18 protein-coding genes are annotated in these 16,566 nt (G+C 43.5%); 11 read left to right on the top strand and 7 right to left on the bottom strand.

Annotated features, from left to right (window positions below; all coding sequences use genetic code 11):
* Positions 1-117 precede the first annotated feature (117 nt).
* Entirely contained in the window at positions 118-1,374 is a 1,257-nt protein-coding gene (locus KS242_RS17105) for a Y-family DNA polymerase (protein WP_217322440.1), read from the top strand.
* 2 nt (positions 1,375-1,376) lie between these two features.
* Here the strand turns inward: KS242_RS17105 and KS242_RS17100 are convergent, their stop codons facing one another.
* From KS242_RS17100 to KS242_RS17085, 4 genes are all read right to left on the bottom strand, one after another.
* On the bottom strand, positions 1,377-2,696 hold the full coding sequence (locus KS242_RS17100; protein ID WP_217322439.1) for an MATE family efflux transporter: 1,320 nt from the start codon (positions 2,694-2,696) through the stop codon (positions 1,377-1,379).
* A 61-nt stretch (positions 2,697-2,757) separates the two neighbouring features.
* Entirely contained in the window at positions 2,758-3,909 is a 1,152-nt protein-coding gene (locus KS242_RS17095; protein WP_217322438.1) for an FtsW/RodA/SpoVE family cell cycle protein, read from the bottom strand.
* A gap of 101 nt (positions 3,910-4,010) precedes the next feature.
* The gene (locus KS242_RS17090) at positions 4,011-4,487 is read right to left on the bottom strand and encodes a FixH family protein (protein WP_217322437.1); all 477 of its coding nucleotides are present in this window, start codon (positions 4,485-4,487) and stop codon (positions 4,011-4,013) included.
* A 16-nt stretch (positions 4,488-4,503) separates the two neighbouring features.
* On the bottom strand, positions 4,504-5,874 hold the full coding sequence (locus KS242_RS17085; RefSeq protein WP_217322436.1) for a PepSY-associated TM helix domain-containing protein: 1,371 nt from the start codon (positions 5,872-5,874) through the stop codon (positions 4,504-4,506).
* 290 nt (positions 5,875-6,164) lie between these two features.
* Between KS242_RS17085 and proC the strand changes: the two genes are divergently transcribed.
* From proC to KS242_RS17065, 4 genes are all read left to right on the top strand, one after another.
* Positions 6,165-7,007 carry a pyrroline-5-carboxylate reductase gene (proC, locus tag KS242_RS17080; RefSeq protein WP_305852609.1) on the top strand — a complete coding sequence of 281 codons (843 nt, stop codon included), beginning with the start codon at positions 6,165-6,167 and terminating at the stop codon, positions 7,005-7,007.
* Between the two features lie 48 nt (positions 7,008-7,055).
* Positions 7,056-8,165 carry a glutamate 5-kinase gene (gene proB, locus KS242_RS17075; protein WP_217324218.1) on the top strand — a complete coding sequence of 370 codons (1,110 nt, stop codon included), beginning with the start codon at positions 7,056-7,058 and terminating at the stop codon, positions 8,163-8,165.
* A gap of 18 nt (positions 8,166-8,183) precedes the next feature.
* The gene (locus tag KS242_RS17070) at positions 8,184-9,446 is read left to right on the top strand and encodes a glutamate-5-semialdehyde dehydrogenase (RefSeq protein WP_217322434.1); all 1,263 of its coding nucleotides are present in this window, start codon (positions 8,184-8,186) and stop codon (positions 9,444-9,446) included.
* Between the two features lie 137 nt (positions 9,447-9,583).
* Positions 9,584-10,225, top strand: coding sequence for a FusB/FusC family EF-G-binding protein (locus KS242_RS17065; protein WP_217322433.1), 642 nt, complete (start codon positions 9,584-9,586; stop codon positions 10,223-10,225).
* Positions 10,226-10,269: 44 nt separating this feature from the next.
* On the opposite strand, the gene KS242_RS17060 is transcribed toward KS242_RS17065, so the two are convergent.
* Positions 10,270-10,932 (bottom strand): DUF4352 domain-containing protein, encoded by a 663-nt coding sequence (locus tag KS242_RS17060; RefSeq protein WP_217322432.1) that lies wholly within the window; start codon positions 10,930-10,932, stop codon positions 10,270-10,272.
* A 328-nt stretch (positions 10,933-11,260) separates the two neighbouring features.
* Between KS242_RS17060 and KS242_RS17055 the strand changes: the two genes are divergently transcribed.
* The 6 genes from KS242_RS17055 (at position 11,261) to KS242_RS17030 (ending at position 14,936) form a co-directional block, all read left to right on the top strand.
* Positions 11,261-11,647 (top strand): PH domain-containing protein, encoded by a 387-nt coding sequence (locus KS242_RS17055; protein ID WP_217322431.1) that lies wholly within the window; start codon positions 11,261-11,263, stop codon positions 11,645-11,647.
* Positions 11,648-11,854: 207 nt separating this feature from the next.
* Positions 11,855-12,304 carry an HIT family protein gene (locus KS242_RS17050; RefSeq protein ID WP_217322430.1) on the top strand — a complete coding sequence of 150 codons (450 nt, stop codon included), beginning with the start codon at positions 11,855-11,857 and terminating at the stop codon, positions 12,302-12,304.
* The gene (locus tag KS242_RS17045; RefSeq protein ID WP_217322429.1) at positions 12,297-12,878 is read left to right on the top strand and encodes a PP2C family serine/threonine-protein phosphatase; all 582 of its coding nucleotides are present in this window, start codon (positions 12,297-12,299) and stop codon (positions 12,876-12,878) included. Before KS242_RS17050 ends, KS242_RS17045 begins: the two co-directional genes overlap by 8 nt.
* 65 nt (positions 12,879-12,943) lie before the next feature.
* Positions 12,944-13,081: a hypothetical protein gene (locus tag KS242_RS17040; protein WP_217322428.1), complete on the top strand. Its 138-nt coding sequence runs from the start codon at positions 12,944-12,946 to the stop codon at positions 13,079-13,081.
* Between the two features lie 154 nt (positions 13,082-13,235).
* Complete coding sequence (locus KS242_RS17035; RefSeq protein WP_217322427.1) at positions 13,236-13,889, top strand: DUF3298 and DUF4163 domain-containing protein; 654 nt, start codon at positions 13,236-13,238, stop codon at positions 13,887-13,889.
* Between the two features lie 81 nt (positions 13,890-13,970).
* Positions 13,971-14,936, top strand: a complete 966-nt coding sequence (locus tag KS242_RS17030; protein ID WP_217322426.1) for a Gfo/Idh/MocA family protein — start codon at positions 13,971-13,973, stop codon at positions 14,934-14,936.
* 34 nt (positions 14,937-14,970) lie between these two features.
* Here KS242_RS17030 and KS242_RS17025 read toward each other — a convergent pair whose 3' ends face one another.
* The gene (locus tag KS242_RS17025) at positions 14,971-15,621 is read right to left on the bottom strand and encodes an ABC transporter permease (protein ID WP_217322425.1); all 651 of its coding nucleotides are present in this window, start codon (positions 15,619-15,621) and stop codon (positions 14,971-14,973) included.
* A 14-nt stretch (positions 15,622-15,635) separates the two neighbouring features.
* Positions 15,636-16,553 (bottom strand): osmoprotectant ABC transporter substrate-binding protein, encoded by a 918-nt coding sequence (locus KS242_RS17020; RefSeq protein ID WP_217322424.1) that lies wholly within the window; start codon positions 16,551-16,553, stop codon positions 15,636-15,638.
* Positions 16,554-16,566: the final 13 nt, after the last annotated feature.

The raw sequence follows: 16,566 nt of genomic DNA, 5'->3' as shown, positions 1-16,566 counted from the left end.
TGGAAGCAGACTCTTTCCTCATTTTCCTCTCTATCCAAAAATTACAGCTACTATAACCGCCAGAAATCGAGTAAGCTATTAACAAGAACATTTGTTCCCTTTTTGGAGGTGGAGAGAATGGATTACAGCGGATTTCAGCAGCATGAGCTGCTATGTGTGGATATGCGGAGTTTTTATGCCAGTGTAGAATGTGTGAAGCGCGGCTTGGACCCGATGACGACATTGCTTGCGGTAGTCGGAGATACGAAGCGGCCTGGCAGTATTGTACTAGCAGCAAGTCCTGCATTGAAGAAAAAGCATGGTGTTAGTAATGTAAGTCGTTATTTTGAACTGCCGGAAGATCCGGACATCGTGATTGCAGAAGCGCATATGAAGGACTATTTAGAAGTTTCCGTAGCGATTACGGAGCTGGTTCACGAGTATGTACCGATGGAGGCCATCCACGTCTACTCGGTCGATGAGTTTTGGGTAACACTTGATGGGACGGAACAGCTGCACGGATCAGCAGAAGAAACAGCAGCTAAGCTGCAAGCTGATATATTGGAGCAATTTGGCGTTACGGCAGCAATCGGTATTGGGGATAATAAGTTTCTCGCTAAAGTTGTCATGGATATTCACGCAAAAAAGCAGGCTTCTGGCATAGCTGTTTGTCGTTATCAAGATGTTCCACGCTTATTATGGCCTGTTCCGATACAAGATATTTGGGGAATAGGGCGCCGAATGCAGCGAAATTTAAACAGAATGGGCATTGTCACACTTGGCCATTTGGCAAATGCTTCTTTGGAACAGTTAAAAAAACGGTATGGTGTTATGGGAGAGCAGTTGTATTGGCATGCATGGGGAATTGATGAAAGTGAAGTGCTTGGTGATTTTGTTAAACAAGAGCAGAAGAGCTATGGACATGGCATTACCTTGCTTCGCAATTATCAGGGGGAAGAAATCCCGACAATCATTTTGGAGCTGTGCGAAGAGGCTTGCAGGAGAGCAAGAAGAGATAAGAAGGAAGGCAATACCGTACACCTGTCTGTCGGATATGCAAGTCAGTACGGCGGAGGATTCAGCCGCTCTCGTTCTTTTACCAGTCCATCCAATTTGACGACGGATATGTATAAGTTGTGCTTGGAGTTATTTTATGAGAATTACCAAAAAGGCCACGAAGTCAGACGTGTGTCTGTCTCCCTGACCAATTTATATAATGAGGAAGCAACGCAGCTCAGCTTGTTTGAGGACAAAAGCAAGCAAAAAGATTTGAGCAAAGCAATGGATCAAATCCGCGCTCGCTTTGGAACGACTGCCATACTGCGCGCCAGCAGTTATAAAGCTGCCGGAATGACAATTGAGCGCAGTACAAAAATTGGCGGTCACCAAGCTTGAGTTTATGCTGCTGCCGTTTGTTTAAACAGGCGGCGCAGCTTTGGTACATAAAGGATAAGAAAAACAGAGCGTCCAAGGCTGAACAGCAGGAAAGCGAGCCAAAGTCCATGGTTGCCCAGCGGCTGAAACAGGAATAGTGCAGCCAGATAAAGCAGCACTGCTAATATCATGGAATTACGCACGAACCTTACTTCTGTCATGCCGGTGAATACACCGTAATAAACAAGGCCAAGACTAGCAACAAGCGGAAACAGAACAAGCCAGTTTGCATATGTGCTGGTTAAATCAATAATATGCTGCTGGTTCGAAAAGAGCGGGTAAATCCACTGCTTTCCTGCTAGGAAAACAAGCGCAAGTGTAATACCTAAACCTATTCCCCACTGTAAAGACAGCCGCAGTGACTGCGAGAAGAGTTTTTCATTGCGTTCGCCAAGTGCTCGGCCAGCTGCAATGCTGGAGGCATTGGCGAAGCCGTCAAAGAAGTATGCCATCATATAATGAATCTGAATAAGAATCGCATTAGCTGCTAAAACATCTTCTCCAAACGCAGCACCATTTGCAGTAAACAGATTAAACACAACAAGCAGACAAATGGTTCGGATAAATAAATCACGATTCACTTTCATCATCTGCCACATCGGTTTAGGATCCAGTGCGCGCTTGAGCAGCTGCACCAATGGATGCTGCCAGATGCTCCCGGCATATTTCCGCAACAGCACGAGACCGAATACACAAGAGAAAATCTCCGCAATGAGGGTGGATGCGCCTACTCCGGCTACACCCCAATCCCACACATGAACTGCTAAGATACACAGAAAAATATTCAGCACATTCGTACTGATCTGAAGGATAAGTGTTGCTTTAATATAACTCATACCAATCAGCCAGCCGAGGATAACATAGTTTGCAAGTGCAAAAGGTGCTCCCCAGATTCGAATGGAAAAGTAAGCGGAAGCGCTGGCATTGACTGCATCACTCGCTCCCAAGAAGGAAAGGGAATAGTGCAGAATGGGCTGCTGAATCAAAACAAACAGCAAACCGACCGCAAAAGCGACCACAAAAGGCCGCAATAGTGCCATAACATGTTCTTCTGTGTTAAGACTAGTGGAAGCTTGCGCTGCAAAGCCAGAGGTGCTGACCCGCAGGAAACCAAAGAGCCAGTACATGGTATTAAATATAATGGTGCCAATCGCAACTCCGCCAATATAGGAAGAATCGGAAAGCTGACCGACAACGGCAGTATCAACAACTCCGAGAAGCGGGGTTGTGATTGTTGAGAGGGTCAGCGGCAAAGCTAAGGCTAAATACTGTTTATGCTGCATACGTTCTCCTTAATAGTAGTGATTACGAATAATATAACGCAACTGTTTGCAGAAGTAAACGTTATTTGCTTCCGAACATAAACGTCATCGTATTCACGCGCATATTAAGGATCAGTCCAAGGGAAGCAAGTGTAATGACAAGCGCACTGCCTCCATAGCTGATTAGCGGCAATCCAAGTCCGGTAACAGGCATCAATCCAATACTCATGCCGACATTCTGGAATATCTGAAACGTTAAAAAGCCAGCAATTCCAGCTCCGATGAGGGAACCGAAGGAGTCGTGATAACGCTGTGAGATCATGATGATTTTGTAAATAAGTGTGAAGTATAGCAGCAAGACAATGCTCGTGCCTAGGAAGCCAAACACACCGCCAATAACAGCGAAAATCAAATCAGAGTAAGCGTATGGCACATGCGGCAATTGTTCATAGCCGCCCATGTTCCCAGCCCCAATTGCCATAATCGATTGGTTAAGCTGATAGCCCGAAATAGCATATTTCTCCGGCTGCAGCCAGCCATAGAATCGACTTGCCTGGTAACTCGGCAGCATACCAAGAATTCGGTCAAAGAAAAAATCGGGCGCTGCGAAATAGGTAATCGCCAATGCTAGCACAACCGTGATAGGTATCGAAAATATTAAAAGAATTGTTTTCATACGCACACGGGAAACAATTAGCATCACACCGTAGATAGCAAGATAAACCATGGCATTTCCGAAATCCGGGAACTGCATCACAACACCAACAGGAATTAACGTGATTAGTGTCAGTTTTCCCACAAGCAGCATCTCTTCTTTCAGAGTAGGTGGTACTTCGGTCCCTTTACTAATAACCTGAGCAAGGTACAAGATCAAACCAATCTTCATCGACTCCGCCGGCTGGAAGGAAAAGCCGCCAATCGAGTACCACCCGTATGCTTCATTAATCTTTGTAGAAATACTAGCTGGTGCAACAAGAATGCCGATTAGCAACAGCAGGAAAAACAAGTAAATAAACAGTGACAGACGCTTTATAATGTCTAAATCAAGGAAGAATGAGACAACAAAGCAGCCTCCTAGACCAACGACATACCAGACAATTTGCTGTACAACAAAATATTCACCCTGCAGAATTTGGACTTGATATAAACTGACAAGGCTTGTCAGCCCAAGCAGTACGATGAGTGAAAAATATATATAATCGAATTTCTCAAAGTAAGATTGCAGTCTTTGCATCGTTTCACCATTTCATAATGTAATAAGATATGACTCTATCGTAACAGAAATTTCCATTGAAAAAAGCCGTATTTCGCGAAAATACGACTTTTTTCTATCAATTAGTGGTGATGATGACCGCCACTGTCCTTTTGTTTTCTTTGTTCTTGTTCTTGCAGAATCTTTTGTTTCTCTGCCTCTGTCAACTCACCGACTCGGAGCTGTTTTGTTGGCATCAGATGGATATTATCTACGTTAATGTCAGCTTTTACATAATAGACGCCTTCCGATGCAAATTTATATTCCAGTTGATAGCTGCCCTCTTCGTTTCGTGACGCTGGAATTGTGTCTGCATCGGCTTTGTTATCATCTTTCCAAACAAGGAAGGTAACGGATGCTTCCTTGTCGAGGGCCTTTCCATCACTTGTCAGCAATACATCAATGCGAGGAACGGAATCAGCTTCAATGGAGTCAGGGACTTCAATGTTCACGTTCACTTCTTTCCGTTGGGCATAGTGTTCAGCTGCATCCGGATCAGCGGAGCAAGCAGCGAGCAGGAATAACATCAGTAGCAACCCTGTGAAGACAAGTCTTCGCATCTGCTTTCCCCCTTTCTTAAGCATTGAAAAATCGTTTTAGTGCAGGTACACGCGGGATGACGAATCGATCAAACAGCCAGACAAGAATAATGGAAATTCCCACAAGCGGGAAAATAATGCCTAGAATAATCATGATGGCAATGACACCCTTCATCACCTTATCAGACGGTGCCTTCGGTGAACCAAGCTTTCCTTCCGGCTTACGAGAAAGCCAGAGAATAAACCCACTTACTGCAATACCGACAATTCCCAAGCAAACGAGTACGCCGATAATTTGGTTCCAAATGCCAAACTCAGTTCCTTTGTGAATGGTAATACCGTACGCAATAATCTTTCCTAGCAGGTGGTAATTATCATATCGATAGTCTGCGAGAACAGCGCCTGTATACTGATCAATATGCATCGTCACTTCATCGCGAGCATTCGGCGGGAATGCAGACAGTGTGAAGACGCCATCTTGTGTTTGTGGAATCATGATATTATAGCCAGGTTTCACGCCTTCCTCATCGGCTATTTGTACGACATCATCTACAGACAGCTGTGCATATTGCTGGTTAGTAGATACAGGGACTGGCAAATTCTCAGCTGACCATGGCACATCGGCTATTTCTTTTGTTTTCACATCAGATGCTGGTGCATCGCCGACCCATACGGAAGGCGGGTAGCCAATGCCAGCATTTGTTGTTAGTGCCTGAAAATTGTTACCCCATAATCCCGACCAAGGAAGACCGGTTAGTATTAAGAAAAGCAGACCTAAGGAAATCCAAAACGCTGGTACAACGTGCAAATCGCGTGCACGAAGTTTCTTTCCTTTATTTAGTCGCGGAACAAGTACACCGCGGATTTTTCCTTTTGATTTAGGCCAGCCTAAGTAAACGCCGGTAATAAGCAATATGAGCGCCCAACAAGCAGCCCACTCTACGATACGATCCCCGACAGTTCCCAATAAGAGTTCACCGTGAATCTTTTCTATAACATTAACCAGCCGATAGGAATCCTCCAATTTGCCGAGTACAACGTTTGTATATGGGTCGACAAAAACGGTAAATGCAGTACCATCTTGCTGTATGCCTATTTCAGCAGAACGATCTGGACTGTCACTTGGTCGATACGACGTTACGGCTGCATCCGGATAGATTGTTTCTACCGTATCAATCTGTTCCGATGGAGTTGCGGCAGTCGTCTGCGGTGTCACTTCGTAATAGTCCGCATAAAGGGCAGCTTCAATTTGTGGTTTAAAGAGATAGATACCGCCCGTGACAGCCAAAATGATAAGAAATGGCATGATAATCAGACCAGCGTAAAAATGCCAGCGCCAAACAGACTGATAAAGAGAACGACGTCGCAGTTTCTTCTTATGTGCCGGTGGCTTTTGTTGTGCCTCCATTCGTTGGACAACTCCTTTTTCTATATAAAATCCAATAATAAGCGTAGTAGTACAAGCATAAGCGTAGGTCAATTTCCTCTCTAATACAAGTAGGAAAGAGCATGATATTATGACCATTTCTTGAACTTCTTCAATATAACTTGTAAAGCGCTTCCATCGTGTTGTCTTTGAGGATGAAACGCTGATGGGACAGGCTTTTGCGCTGTGACATTCCTTGACATCGTATCCTATAGTGATAGCATAGATAACTGTTAACAGAGATCGAAATATTCTAAAAGGAGCGATTAGGTATCTTAACTAACAAACGGATTATGTATGTAGGAGCAGGATCAATGGCAGAGGGAATGATTGCGGGGATGTGCGGATCAGACAGCTTGCAGAATGAGCAGATTTTCGTGACGAACCGAAGCAACGCTGCACGCCTTCGTGAGCTGCAGGAGCGTTACGGTCTTACCGCAATTTCGCAAAGTGATGTGGATTGGCACAGTATGGATGTCATCATACTCGCAATGAAACCGAAGGATCTAACTGCTGCATTGATTGATTTGCAAGACAAGGTTCAGGAAGAACAGCTGCTTATATCAGTAGCGGCAGGCATCCAGAATGAACAGATCGAGCATTATCTTCCCAAAAATCAACCCGTTGTTCGTATTATGCCTAACACCTCCAGTACCATTGGGGAATCAGCTACAGCTATTGCACCAGGAAATCATGTTTCAGCTGAACAGCTTAACATGGTGACAGAACTTGTGACGGCCTTTGGTGAGGCGTTTGTGATTAAAGAAGAACAAATGGATGTATTCACAGGGATGGCTGGCAGCGGACCTGCTTACTTTTATAAGCTGATGGAGCATTTCACAGAAACAGGTGTAGCGGCAGGATTTGACCAGGACACAGCCCGTCAAATTGGAATTCAGACGATGCTGGGAGCAGCCAGAATGTTAGTGGAAACGAAAGAAGACCCAGCCAGTTTACGAAAGAAAGTTACGTCTCCAAACGGAACAACAGCAGCGGGTCTGGAAACATTAAACGGTGCTGGAGCAGGAGAAGCGATGACAAAAGCCATTCTAGCTGCAGCAGAACGATCAAATGAAATCAGTGAAGATCTAAAGAAACAATTGCTGACACGCTAGTACCTTTGCAAACACTCGGTCAAAAATCGAAAACTGGAGGAACTTATCATTTCTAAACCAGCAACAGAATTAAAGCGTATTGTCGTCAAGATAGGAAGCAGTTCATTAACAAGTTTACACGGAGAAATCAGCCGCAAAAAGCTTGAAAAGCTAGTAGAGCAGCTGGTGAAGCTGAAGGACAATGGGTATGAAGTACTGCTTGTCTCTTCGGGTGCAGTAGCAGCCGGCTACCGCAAACTAGGATTTTTGGAGCGTCCAAAATCACTCCCCGAAAAACAAGCTGCTGCATCAATCGGCCAAGGACTGCTGATGGAGGCTTATTCAGATCTTTTCCTGTCGCATGGCTATGTTGCGTCACAAATTTTGATTACCCGTGGCGACTTCTTGGATGAAACTCGCTATAATAATGTTAGGAATACAATCAATGTATTAGTAGATCGAGGCATTATCCCGATCATCAATGAAAACGACACAGTAACAGTTGATAGGCTTCGCTTTGGCGATAATGACACACTTTCAGCTAAGGTAGCAGGTTTGGTTGGAGCAGATTTCCTTGCAGTTCTTTCTGATATCGATGGATTGTACACGGATAACCCAGCCAAGAACCCGGAAGCGACACGTATTGAGCTTGTAGATGCGATCACTCCGGAAATAGAAGCTGCAGCAGGCGATGCGGGCAGTACGATTGGAACTGGCGGCATGAAATCCAAGCTGGATGCCTTCAAGATAGCGATGGCTTCTGGTATCAAGGGCTTTCTTGGTGAAGCAACAGCAGAAGACATTATCTATCGCTCTGTGCGCGGAGATGCGGAAGGCACGTATTTTGAGGCGAGTGAGGATATAGACTATTTGAACCGCAAAAAACAGTGGATTGCTTTCAATTCCGGTCCAGTTGGCGAAATTATCATGAAGCATAGTAATCAATCACCTATATTGATCAATTTGAGTGATATCCAAACAGTTAAAGGTAATTTCAAGAAAGGCGATGTTGTCCGAATTCAGAGTGAGGCAGGAGAAAGAATTGGACTTGGCATCGTAAACCAAGATGCATCCGAGCTTTGGCAGGCATTGGCGAGCCCGGTGAAGAATATGGAAGAGACGATTGTCGATCAAGAAGCGTTTGTTTGTGAACTAGATCATACTGTACCGATTCAATAATATACAAGGAGGAAAACCGTGGAGCATACATTAAAAGGACTAACAGTTGAAGAACAGGCGATTTCTGCCAAAGCAGCTGGCAAGCAGCTTGCACTTTTAACAACAGATGAGAGAAATGAAGCACTGCTGGCGGTTGCCGATCAGTTGGCAAAGGACTACGAAGTGATTTTAGCCGCAAATGATAAAGATATGCAGGCGGGGGAAGCGAAAGGCTTTGATGCAGCATTTCTGGATCGTTTAAAGCTCACAAGAAATCGTATCGAGGATTTTGCCAACGGATTGAAGGAAGTAGTCGATCTTGACGACCCTACTGGCAAGGTTACGAGTGAGTGGACGCTGGAAAATGGCTTACAAGTCAGCCGCATTACTGTACCATTGGGCGTTATCGGCATGATTTATGAAGCACGTCCGAACGTAACTGCTGATGCAACGGGTTTAGCACTTAAATCCGGTAATAGTATCGTTTTAAAAGGTGGTTCTTCTGCCATCCATACAAATAAAGCTATTGTTGAGGTAATCAAGCGAGCACTGGAACAGACGAAGGTGCCAGCGGAGGCAGTGCAGCTTATTCAATCAACAAATCGAAAAGAAACAGCAAAACTGTTTACAATGAAAGAGCATATCGATGTGCTTATCCCTCGCGGAGGTGCATCTTTAATTCAAGCAGTTGTTGATTCAGCAACCGTACCGGTACTGGAAACAGGTGTAGGCAACTGTCATATGTATATCGATAGAAGCGCAGAAGTCGAAATGGCGCTGGCAACATTCTTAAATGCGAAAACAGATCGGCCTGCTGTATGCAACGCGTTGGAAACGTTAATTGTTCACCGAGATTGGCTGCAGGCACATAAAGCGGAATTCGTGAAGGCGTTACAAGATAATGGCATTCAAACACATGGTGATGAATCGGCGGTTCAGCTGCTTCCTGACTGCAAGCCAGCGACAGAAGAAGACTGGTCCAATGAATATCTGAGCCTTGATGTTGCGGTGAAGGTTGTAGATTCAGTCGAAGAAGCGATTAAGCATATTGATCAATACGGAACAAAACATTCTGAAGCGATTATTTCAGAAGATGACGAAGCAGTTAAAGTATTTATGAAAACAGTAGATGCGGCAGCTCTTTACCATAATGCTTCCACTCGGTTCACAGATGGTCATGCATTAGGTTTTGGAGCAGAAATCGGAATTTCAACCCAAAAACTGCATGCTCGCGGACCAATGGGACTGCCGGCATTAACGACTTATAAGTATGTCATGACAGGCAATGGCCAAACAAGATAAAGTGTTAGCTCATCCAATATTGGGTGGGCTTTTTTTTATTTTCTGCTGATCATGCAAACTCGTTATCCTGCATTTTTTGTTTCCTGCTCATTATCTGCTAAAATAGGAGGAAGCGATCAAAACGGAGGGATGTCCACATGCAAGCCTTTATCCGAAACGACCAATATAATAATATAAAAGAGCAGGCGCAGCAGCTGGTGAATAGCTCAGCTGCAGTAAAAGATATAGATATGATCTACGGACTTCGCTCGTTGGCGGAAGAGAAAATTAAAGACCGTTTCGAGGAGTTATCAGAAGAACAAGCAGAAATGTTAGAGCGCATTTCAACGGTAAGCGATGAAATTGATGCAGAGCTTTACTTGGCACAGCTTCGTCCGTCTATTAAACCTTTCCCTGCATATACAGAGCAGCAGCTGCGAGATTTGTTTCCAAAGGTAAAGCAGCTGTACTTGCCGAAATTAAGTGAAGTAGACTTAGAAAAAACCTCTTATCTTGGCTGGAATGATAACGGTCAGCAGGCAAAGTACTTGGTTGCGCCGTATAAGGAAGGAACATTAGCAGCTCGCGGTACGTTTACGCCTTCCTCACAGCCGGGAATTTGTACGATATGCAATAAATTAGAAAGTGTTGGTCTTTTCATGGCTGATCCAGTCAGCCGCAGTCACGGTACGTACGTGAAACGCGGAAATTATGTATGCAGAGATAGTGCCAAATGCAACCGAAACCTTACAGACATTCGTCGATTTTATAGCTTTCTGTCTCATTTGCATGCCTCGTAATAAAAGAAGAGCACATGCGCCATCCTGGCCATGTGCTCTTCTTCTTAATTTGCGGGCAAATCGAACGTTAAGTCCGCTGCCAGCAGATCTTCTTCCTCGTCATCTAAAACACTGGAGATCCGCAGGGAAAATGTGTCCTCTTTTTTGAAATCTTTCTGATCCATTAGAAAAACAATATATTTGGTAGAAGTTTTACCAGGATCAATTTCGCCTGTATCTGCTTCCAGTATATTATGGTTCAAGATACGATAGGTTGACGTTTCCAGAAAAGCGCCGAGCTCACTCAATGGTATTGCCTGATCACTATCATTCTTTACTTTCAGTTTTGCTGTAGCAGCTACAATTTTATTCGGGTCCTGAAAGCCAGTAAATGATGACGCATAGGATGAAGCGGGTGTTAACTTCGTATATTGAATTCCCTCTAGGGTTACTTCCAAATTATCAGCAGTTTGAGACTGATCAAGGCTCTGTTCAGCTAGTATTTCCTTCTCCGCTACTGCATCTCTTGTCAGGCGGTCAGGGAAGAAGGGATTATCCGCTGCCACAGCCTTTGACAAATCAGCGGGCAATGTTTTGGCGCTGTTTGTCTCCGCAGCTTCTGCTGTCGGTGTAGATTTCTCCGCAGCTTCTTCGTCGTTACTGCAAGCTGATAAAACAAGGGTGAGTGCGAATAACAATACTGCAACCGGTGTACGGAACAGTTTCATATTTCTTTCATCCTCTCTGTTACAGGTCTTGTCTTCTAATAATAAACAAATAAAGACATAAACATCATACCGTAACACTATATGGAATGAAATGAAAAGAGCCTAAATTCCTAGAAGAAAGTCTAGGAAGGACTGGAAAATACGGTGCAAGGTGGTATCATTCTGTACAAGGTGCTGGTAAAATGTAGGTTGATTAGCAAACATTTGACTGCTTATGAAGTGCAACAGCTGTTACTTTTCCTTGCATAATTTCCAGAATGATATATATATTTAGAAGGTATGGAATAAAGTCGTGAGTGAGTATATTTAAGTGAGGAGAACGCGGAGAATGGGACAAAAAAGAGATCTGAAGGTGTTGTCCACGTATTTAGATGAAGATGAACGAATTTTTCTCTACGCACCTTGTAAGCTAGAGGAAAAGAACGGCATAGTTGGTGTCACACAAAATCGAATTCTGTTCACGCATAAGCCGTTAATGAAGCCTGCTTACCTGGATATGACGCTTTATGAGAACATCGATTATGTCCTCTATACCGAAGGCACAGGTGAAGGAGAGTTATCCATTCATTTAAATAGCGGTGATATTAAGTATATGACAAGTCACCAGCTGATTCATCTTAAAGGTGTAAGTGATATTGTTCGTATGTTTGTGAACAATCACCAGCGGGATCTCTTGTTTCGAAATACATTCAACCGCAAACAATTTTTGGAATAGATAAACACAGTGAACAGCTGCCGGATGGTGCAAGGCAGTCAGAGAATCATCTGAACTCAGCTGGGAGTGTTCGGAAGGAAATGTCCGACCGGCAAGCTGCCGTTATCAGCATAGGAGGGCGAGCTTGCTCTCTGAGAAAGAGTGGTACCGCAATGTCCATTGTCTCTTTAGGAGATGATGGGCATTTTTTTAAAAGGAGGAAAAGAGATGGGTTGCTTTATTTGTGATAAGCATGCAGGGCGTATTCAAGCTAATGGTGATTGTATTTTTGAAGATGACTATATTTATGTAAGTCATATCGATAAGCAGGGCCAGCCAACCTATATTGGTCATATTATGCTGGATCTTAAAAGGCATGTTCCGCAAATAGGAGATCTGTCAGAGAAGGAAGCCGAGGTTCTTGGTGTAACGATGAAACGAGTAGCACAAGCATTGCAGGAAGTTTTGGAAGCTGAGCATGTATATACACTTGTGTCTGGCAATGCAGTACCCCATGTACATATGCATATTGTCCCGCGATATCCAGGAACACCGGTAGAACACTGGGGACCAATGGATGTCTATGATTGGCCAGACGCTCCCTTTGGCAATGAGGAAGACATTCGGCTTGTCTCAAGTAAACTACAGCAATACATGAGCAGGTATCACCATGGATAAATTCTGTTGGACAGGCAATCAGGAAGCATGGCTGAATCAATCACACACAAAAGCAATAGGCCATGTAGTATTAGGCAGATTAGGTGGCATGACACAAGCAGGACAAACAAAAAACGAAGATGGATTTTTACTTTTTAGTGGGCGGGATTGGGAATTCATGCTGCTGATGGATGCACATAACTCTGCTGCAAGTGCAGAATTGGTTGCTTCTGCTTTTCTTGCTGCAGAGGAAGATTTGAGAGCAGCAAGCAATGCGGAGAATGCCTTTCATCAAATACCTAATCTAGTAACAGAGCAATTATCAAATCCTAATTTTCTGGAAGCTTGCAAACAGGTCCAGGGAGAAACTGCTTGCTTGTTCGTTTTTCGAAAGGGTTCCTATTTGTGGTGGCTGTCAGTCGGTGATTGCCAGCTCTATATATTCCATGAGCAATTAGCGCAAATTGGGGAATTTGAACAAAATACACGGCATTTTTATGAATGGATTGGGGAGAGAAATTCGTGGGCATTACCAGTTCCCTCTTACACGACAGGAACGCGTCAGCTGCGGAGGGGTATGAATAGAATTTTTTGACAACAGATGGTTTGTTGGAGTGTCGAGGTTTATCTATAAATGGACAAGTGCTGTGGGAGAAGAGTTTGGATAAAAGTGACGTGAAACTTGCAGAGGAATTGCTTCTTAACTTGGAGAAGCATGAAGTACGGGATAGCTGTACTTTCGCATGTTGGACAGTGGAAATAAGTAAAGAAGGATTGATGCCAAGTGACCAAGAATAACCAGTCCCTTTCTTGCTAAGGAAAGAATTTAGACGCGTTCTTTCTCACCAGAAAAGCAAGTTTTTGTGCGAAGGAATTTGCTGTTCAATTCCTTGCTCATAATTAATCCGTTCCCTGCGCACACTGTAAAAGAGAAAACAGTGGAGGGAAACGGATGAAAAAAACGCTAATACTATTTGCAATGCTACTTGCTCTTTTTACAGTGGTTCAACCTATCCAAGCAGCGCCGACCAAGAATGTCATTGTAGAAACAGAGTACTACAATGATATAGAAGAACTAAAATTCCCGCAGGTTAAGCAGGCGGGAACAATGAAGCTTACGAGAAAGATAAACAAAGATTTCAAGGATTATATAGAAAAAGCAGCAGCGATGCGGAAGCAAAATGAAGAAGCGGGACGGAAATATGGGTATAAACCGGATTTCCAGACGGAGTTTGAAGTTAAATACAATACAGACGGTAAGCTGAGCATAATAATGAGCAGCTATATATTTACCGGTGGCGCACACGGCTCTACAGTTGTTGAATCGTATAACTACGACTTGAAGGAGAAACAACGCGTCTATCTGACGGATATTTTGCAAACACCAGGACAGCAAGAAAAGGTGAAGCAATATGTTTATACGTACGCAAAAGCAAGACCAGAGATCTTCTATCCAGATCTAAAAAAAGAGGATATCTCGCTGAACGAAAAAACTGCCTTCTTTTATACAGACGATGGAATTGCCCTTGTATTCCAGCAATATGATATTGCGCCGTATGTGTCAGGCAACCAAGTAATTAAGATACCAAAGAAAGTATATAGTTAAAAAAGAAGCCATGGATAAAGCTAATTCCATGGCTTTTTAGGGTATACGTATAGTACGACAAAGAGGAAATGGGGAGAAAAAATGATTAATTGGGCAATTTTAGGGCCGGGTTCGATTGCACATCATTTTGCAGAAGCGCTGATAAAAGAGGGAGAATCAATTCACGCAGTAGGGGCGCGTAACCAAAAAAAAGCAGAAGTATTCGCAGAGCAATTTGACATTCCTAAGGTTTATGAAGGGTTTCAAGGGGTGCTCGAGGATCCCGATGTTCACGTCGTATACATAGCAACTCCGCATGCCTTCCATTACGAGACTATAAAAGAAGCCTTGCTGCATGGAAAGCATGTATTCGCAGAGAAGGCGATTACAGTGAATTATGAGCAGCTTGAGGAGCTAGCAGCTTTAGCAGAAGAGAAACAGCTAATCTTAGCAGAAGCAATGACAATCTACCATATGCCAATTTATAAAGAACTGCATCAATTAATTGATGCCGGTAAAATTGGCGAAGTACAATCTTTAAGTGTCAATTTTAACAGCATTAAGGAAAACGTACCGACAAATCGATTCTTTAACCCTGACTTAGCAGGCGGTGCTTTACTCGACATTGGTGTTTACGCCTTATCCTTTGTCCGTCTCTTTATGAAAGAGCAGCCTAGCGAAATTATCAGCACCGTCACCAAGCATGAAACAGGTGTGGATCAGCAAGCGGGGATTATTCTTAAAAACAAACAAGGCCAAATAGCGACTATCACGTTATCATTCATGGTCGAGTCACCAGAACGTGCGACAATTATGGGCACAAATGGGTTCATTGATATTGAGAGATTCTCGCGTGCACAGAAAGCAACTGTTTGTTATGTAGAAGAAGAAAAAACGGAAACCATAGAGAATGGAGAAACAGAGAGCGCATTATGTTACGAAATAAGAGCCATGAAAGAATTGATTAAAAGCGATGTTCCACATGTAACATTGCCGTATACAAAGGATGTTATGAGGATTATGGATCAGCTGAGACAACAGTGGGAGATAAAGTTTGATTTTGAATGAAGAATGCTCCGGAATTTATCCGGAGCATCTCTTTTTACCCTATTTTTCTTGTTGGAGAAAGCAGTCGTTCAAACCATCCCATGACAAAGTCTGCCAATACGGCCATGAGTGCTGTTGGAATAGCACCGGCAAGTATAATGGCACCACCTTCTGCAGCATTTGTGCCTCGAACAATAATAGAACCCAGACCTCCAGCACCGATAAAAGTACCGATTGTCGCAATCCCGATTGCGATAACAAGTGCCGTCCTCAGTCCAGCCATGATGACCGAAAGCGAAAGGGGGAGTTCTACCATCCGTAAGATTTGCAACCTGGTCATACCCATCGCATGACCAGCTTCCTTCAATGTCTTATCAACACCAAGGATACCGGTATATGTGTTCTTCACAATTGGAAGAAGCGAGTACAAAAATAGTGCTAGGATGACGGTGTTTGTACCTAATCCCATCACCAGCATTAATACAGCAAGCATAGCGAGGGCTGGAATAGTTTGAATGACATTCACGAAGGAAATAACCCAAGGACTAAGTTTGCTGTAACGGGCTATTAGAATACCGAGTGGAATGCCGACGATACCGGCGAATAATACCCCGTAAGCTGACATTAGGAAATGTCGGTAGAATTCATGCCACACATATGCTCCATTGTCAGTGTAATACGTCACTAATTCTGTTAAGAAGTCCATTTTTCTCCACCTCCTTACGCATTTTCAAAATAGTTATGAGCTTCCAAATATTCACGTGCAATCGTACTTGGTTCTTTTTTCTCAATATCAGCTTGATAGTTTAATTCAATGATTGTCTCATTATCAAATTTTCCTACTAGTTTTTGCAGAATATCATCTATTTCTGGGTGTTCTCTCAGTATTTCATTTGATACAACTGGAGATGCATCGTAAGGTGGGAAGAAATTCCTGTCGTCTTCTAAAGTGGCCAGATCAAATTGTTTCAGTCTTGCATCTGTGGAGTATGCCAAAACCGCATCCATCTTTTCACTGTTAAGTGCGGAGTATACAAGGCCAATTTGCATTGGATAGACGTTGTTAAATTCAAATCCATATTCCTCTACAAATTGGTCATATCCAACTCCTTCACGGTTGATCCAGCTATTATCGACACCGACTTGGTAGTCATCAGCAACTGCTTCAAGGTCGGATACCTGCTCAAGTCCATCTTCTTCAGCAACCTCCTGCCGCACAGAAAAGACATACGTGTTATCGAAGCCGTACGTATCATACCATTTCTGGTCAAATTGCTCCTGAAACTCTCGCTGTACGATTTCTGTTGCTTTATCGGGATCCTTTACAAGGTCCATATGCAATGCACCGCTTAAATCAGTACCGGTATACCTTACAGATGATATATCTATATCTTCATTAACCATCGCTTGATGCATCACAACGGACGACCCTAAATTACCGATGATTTCAGCATTTAGGTCGGTATAGTGCTCAATCATGTATTTCTGTATATAGCCCATTGTTTGTGTTTCAGAGGTTGTAACTGTTCCGATTTTTATAGTTTCACCTGAACCCCCGCCTAGACCGGGAAGTGCACAGCCAGACAGAAGCAGAACAGTTAGCATACTGAAAAGAATAAGTTTACCTCTATTTTTCATAATGCTTGTCGCT

Source organism: Terribacillus sp. DMT04, from assembly GCF_019056395.1.
Lineage (GTDB): Bacteria > Bacillota > Bacilli > Bacillales > Amphibacillaceae > Terribacillus > Terribacillus aidingensis_A.
The sequence above is the reverse complement of the archived record's forward strand: the minus strand, read 5'-3'. Positions and strand labels throughout refer to the sequence as shown.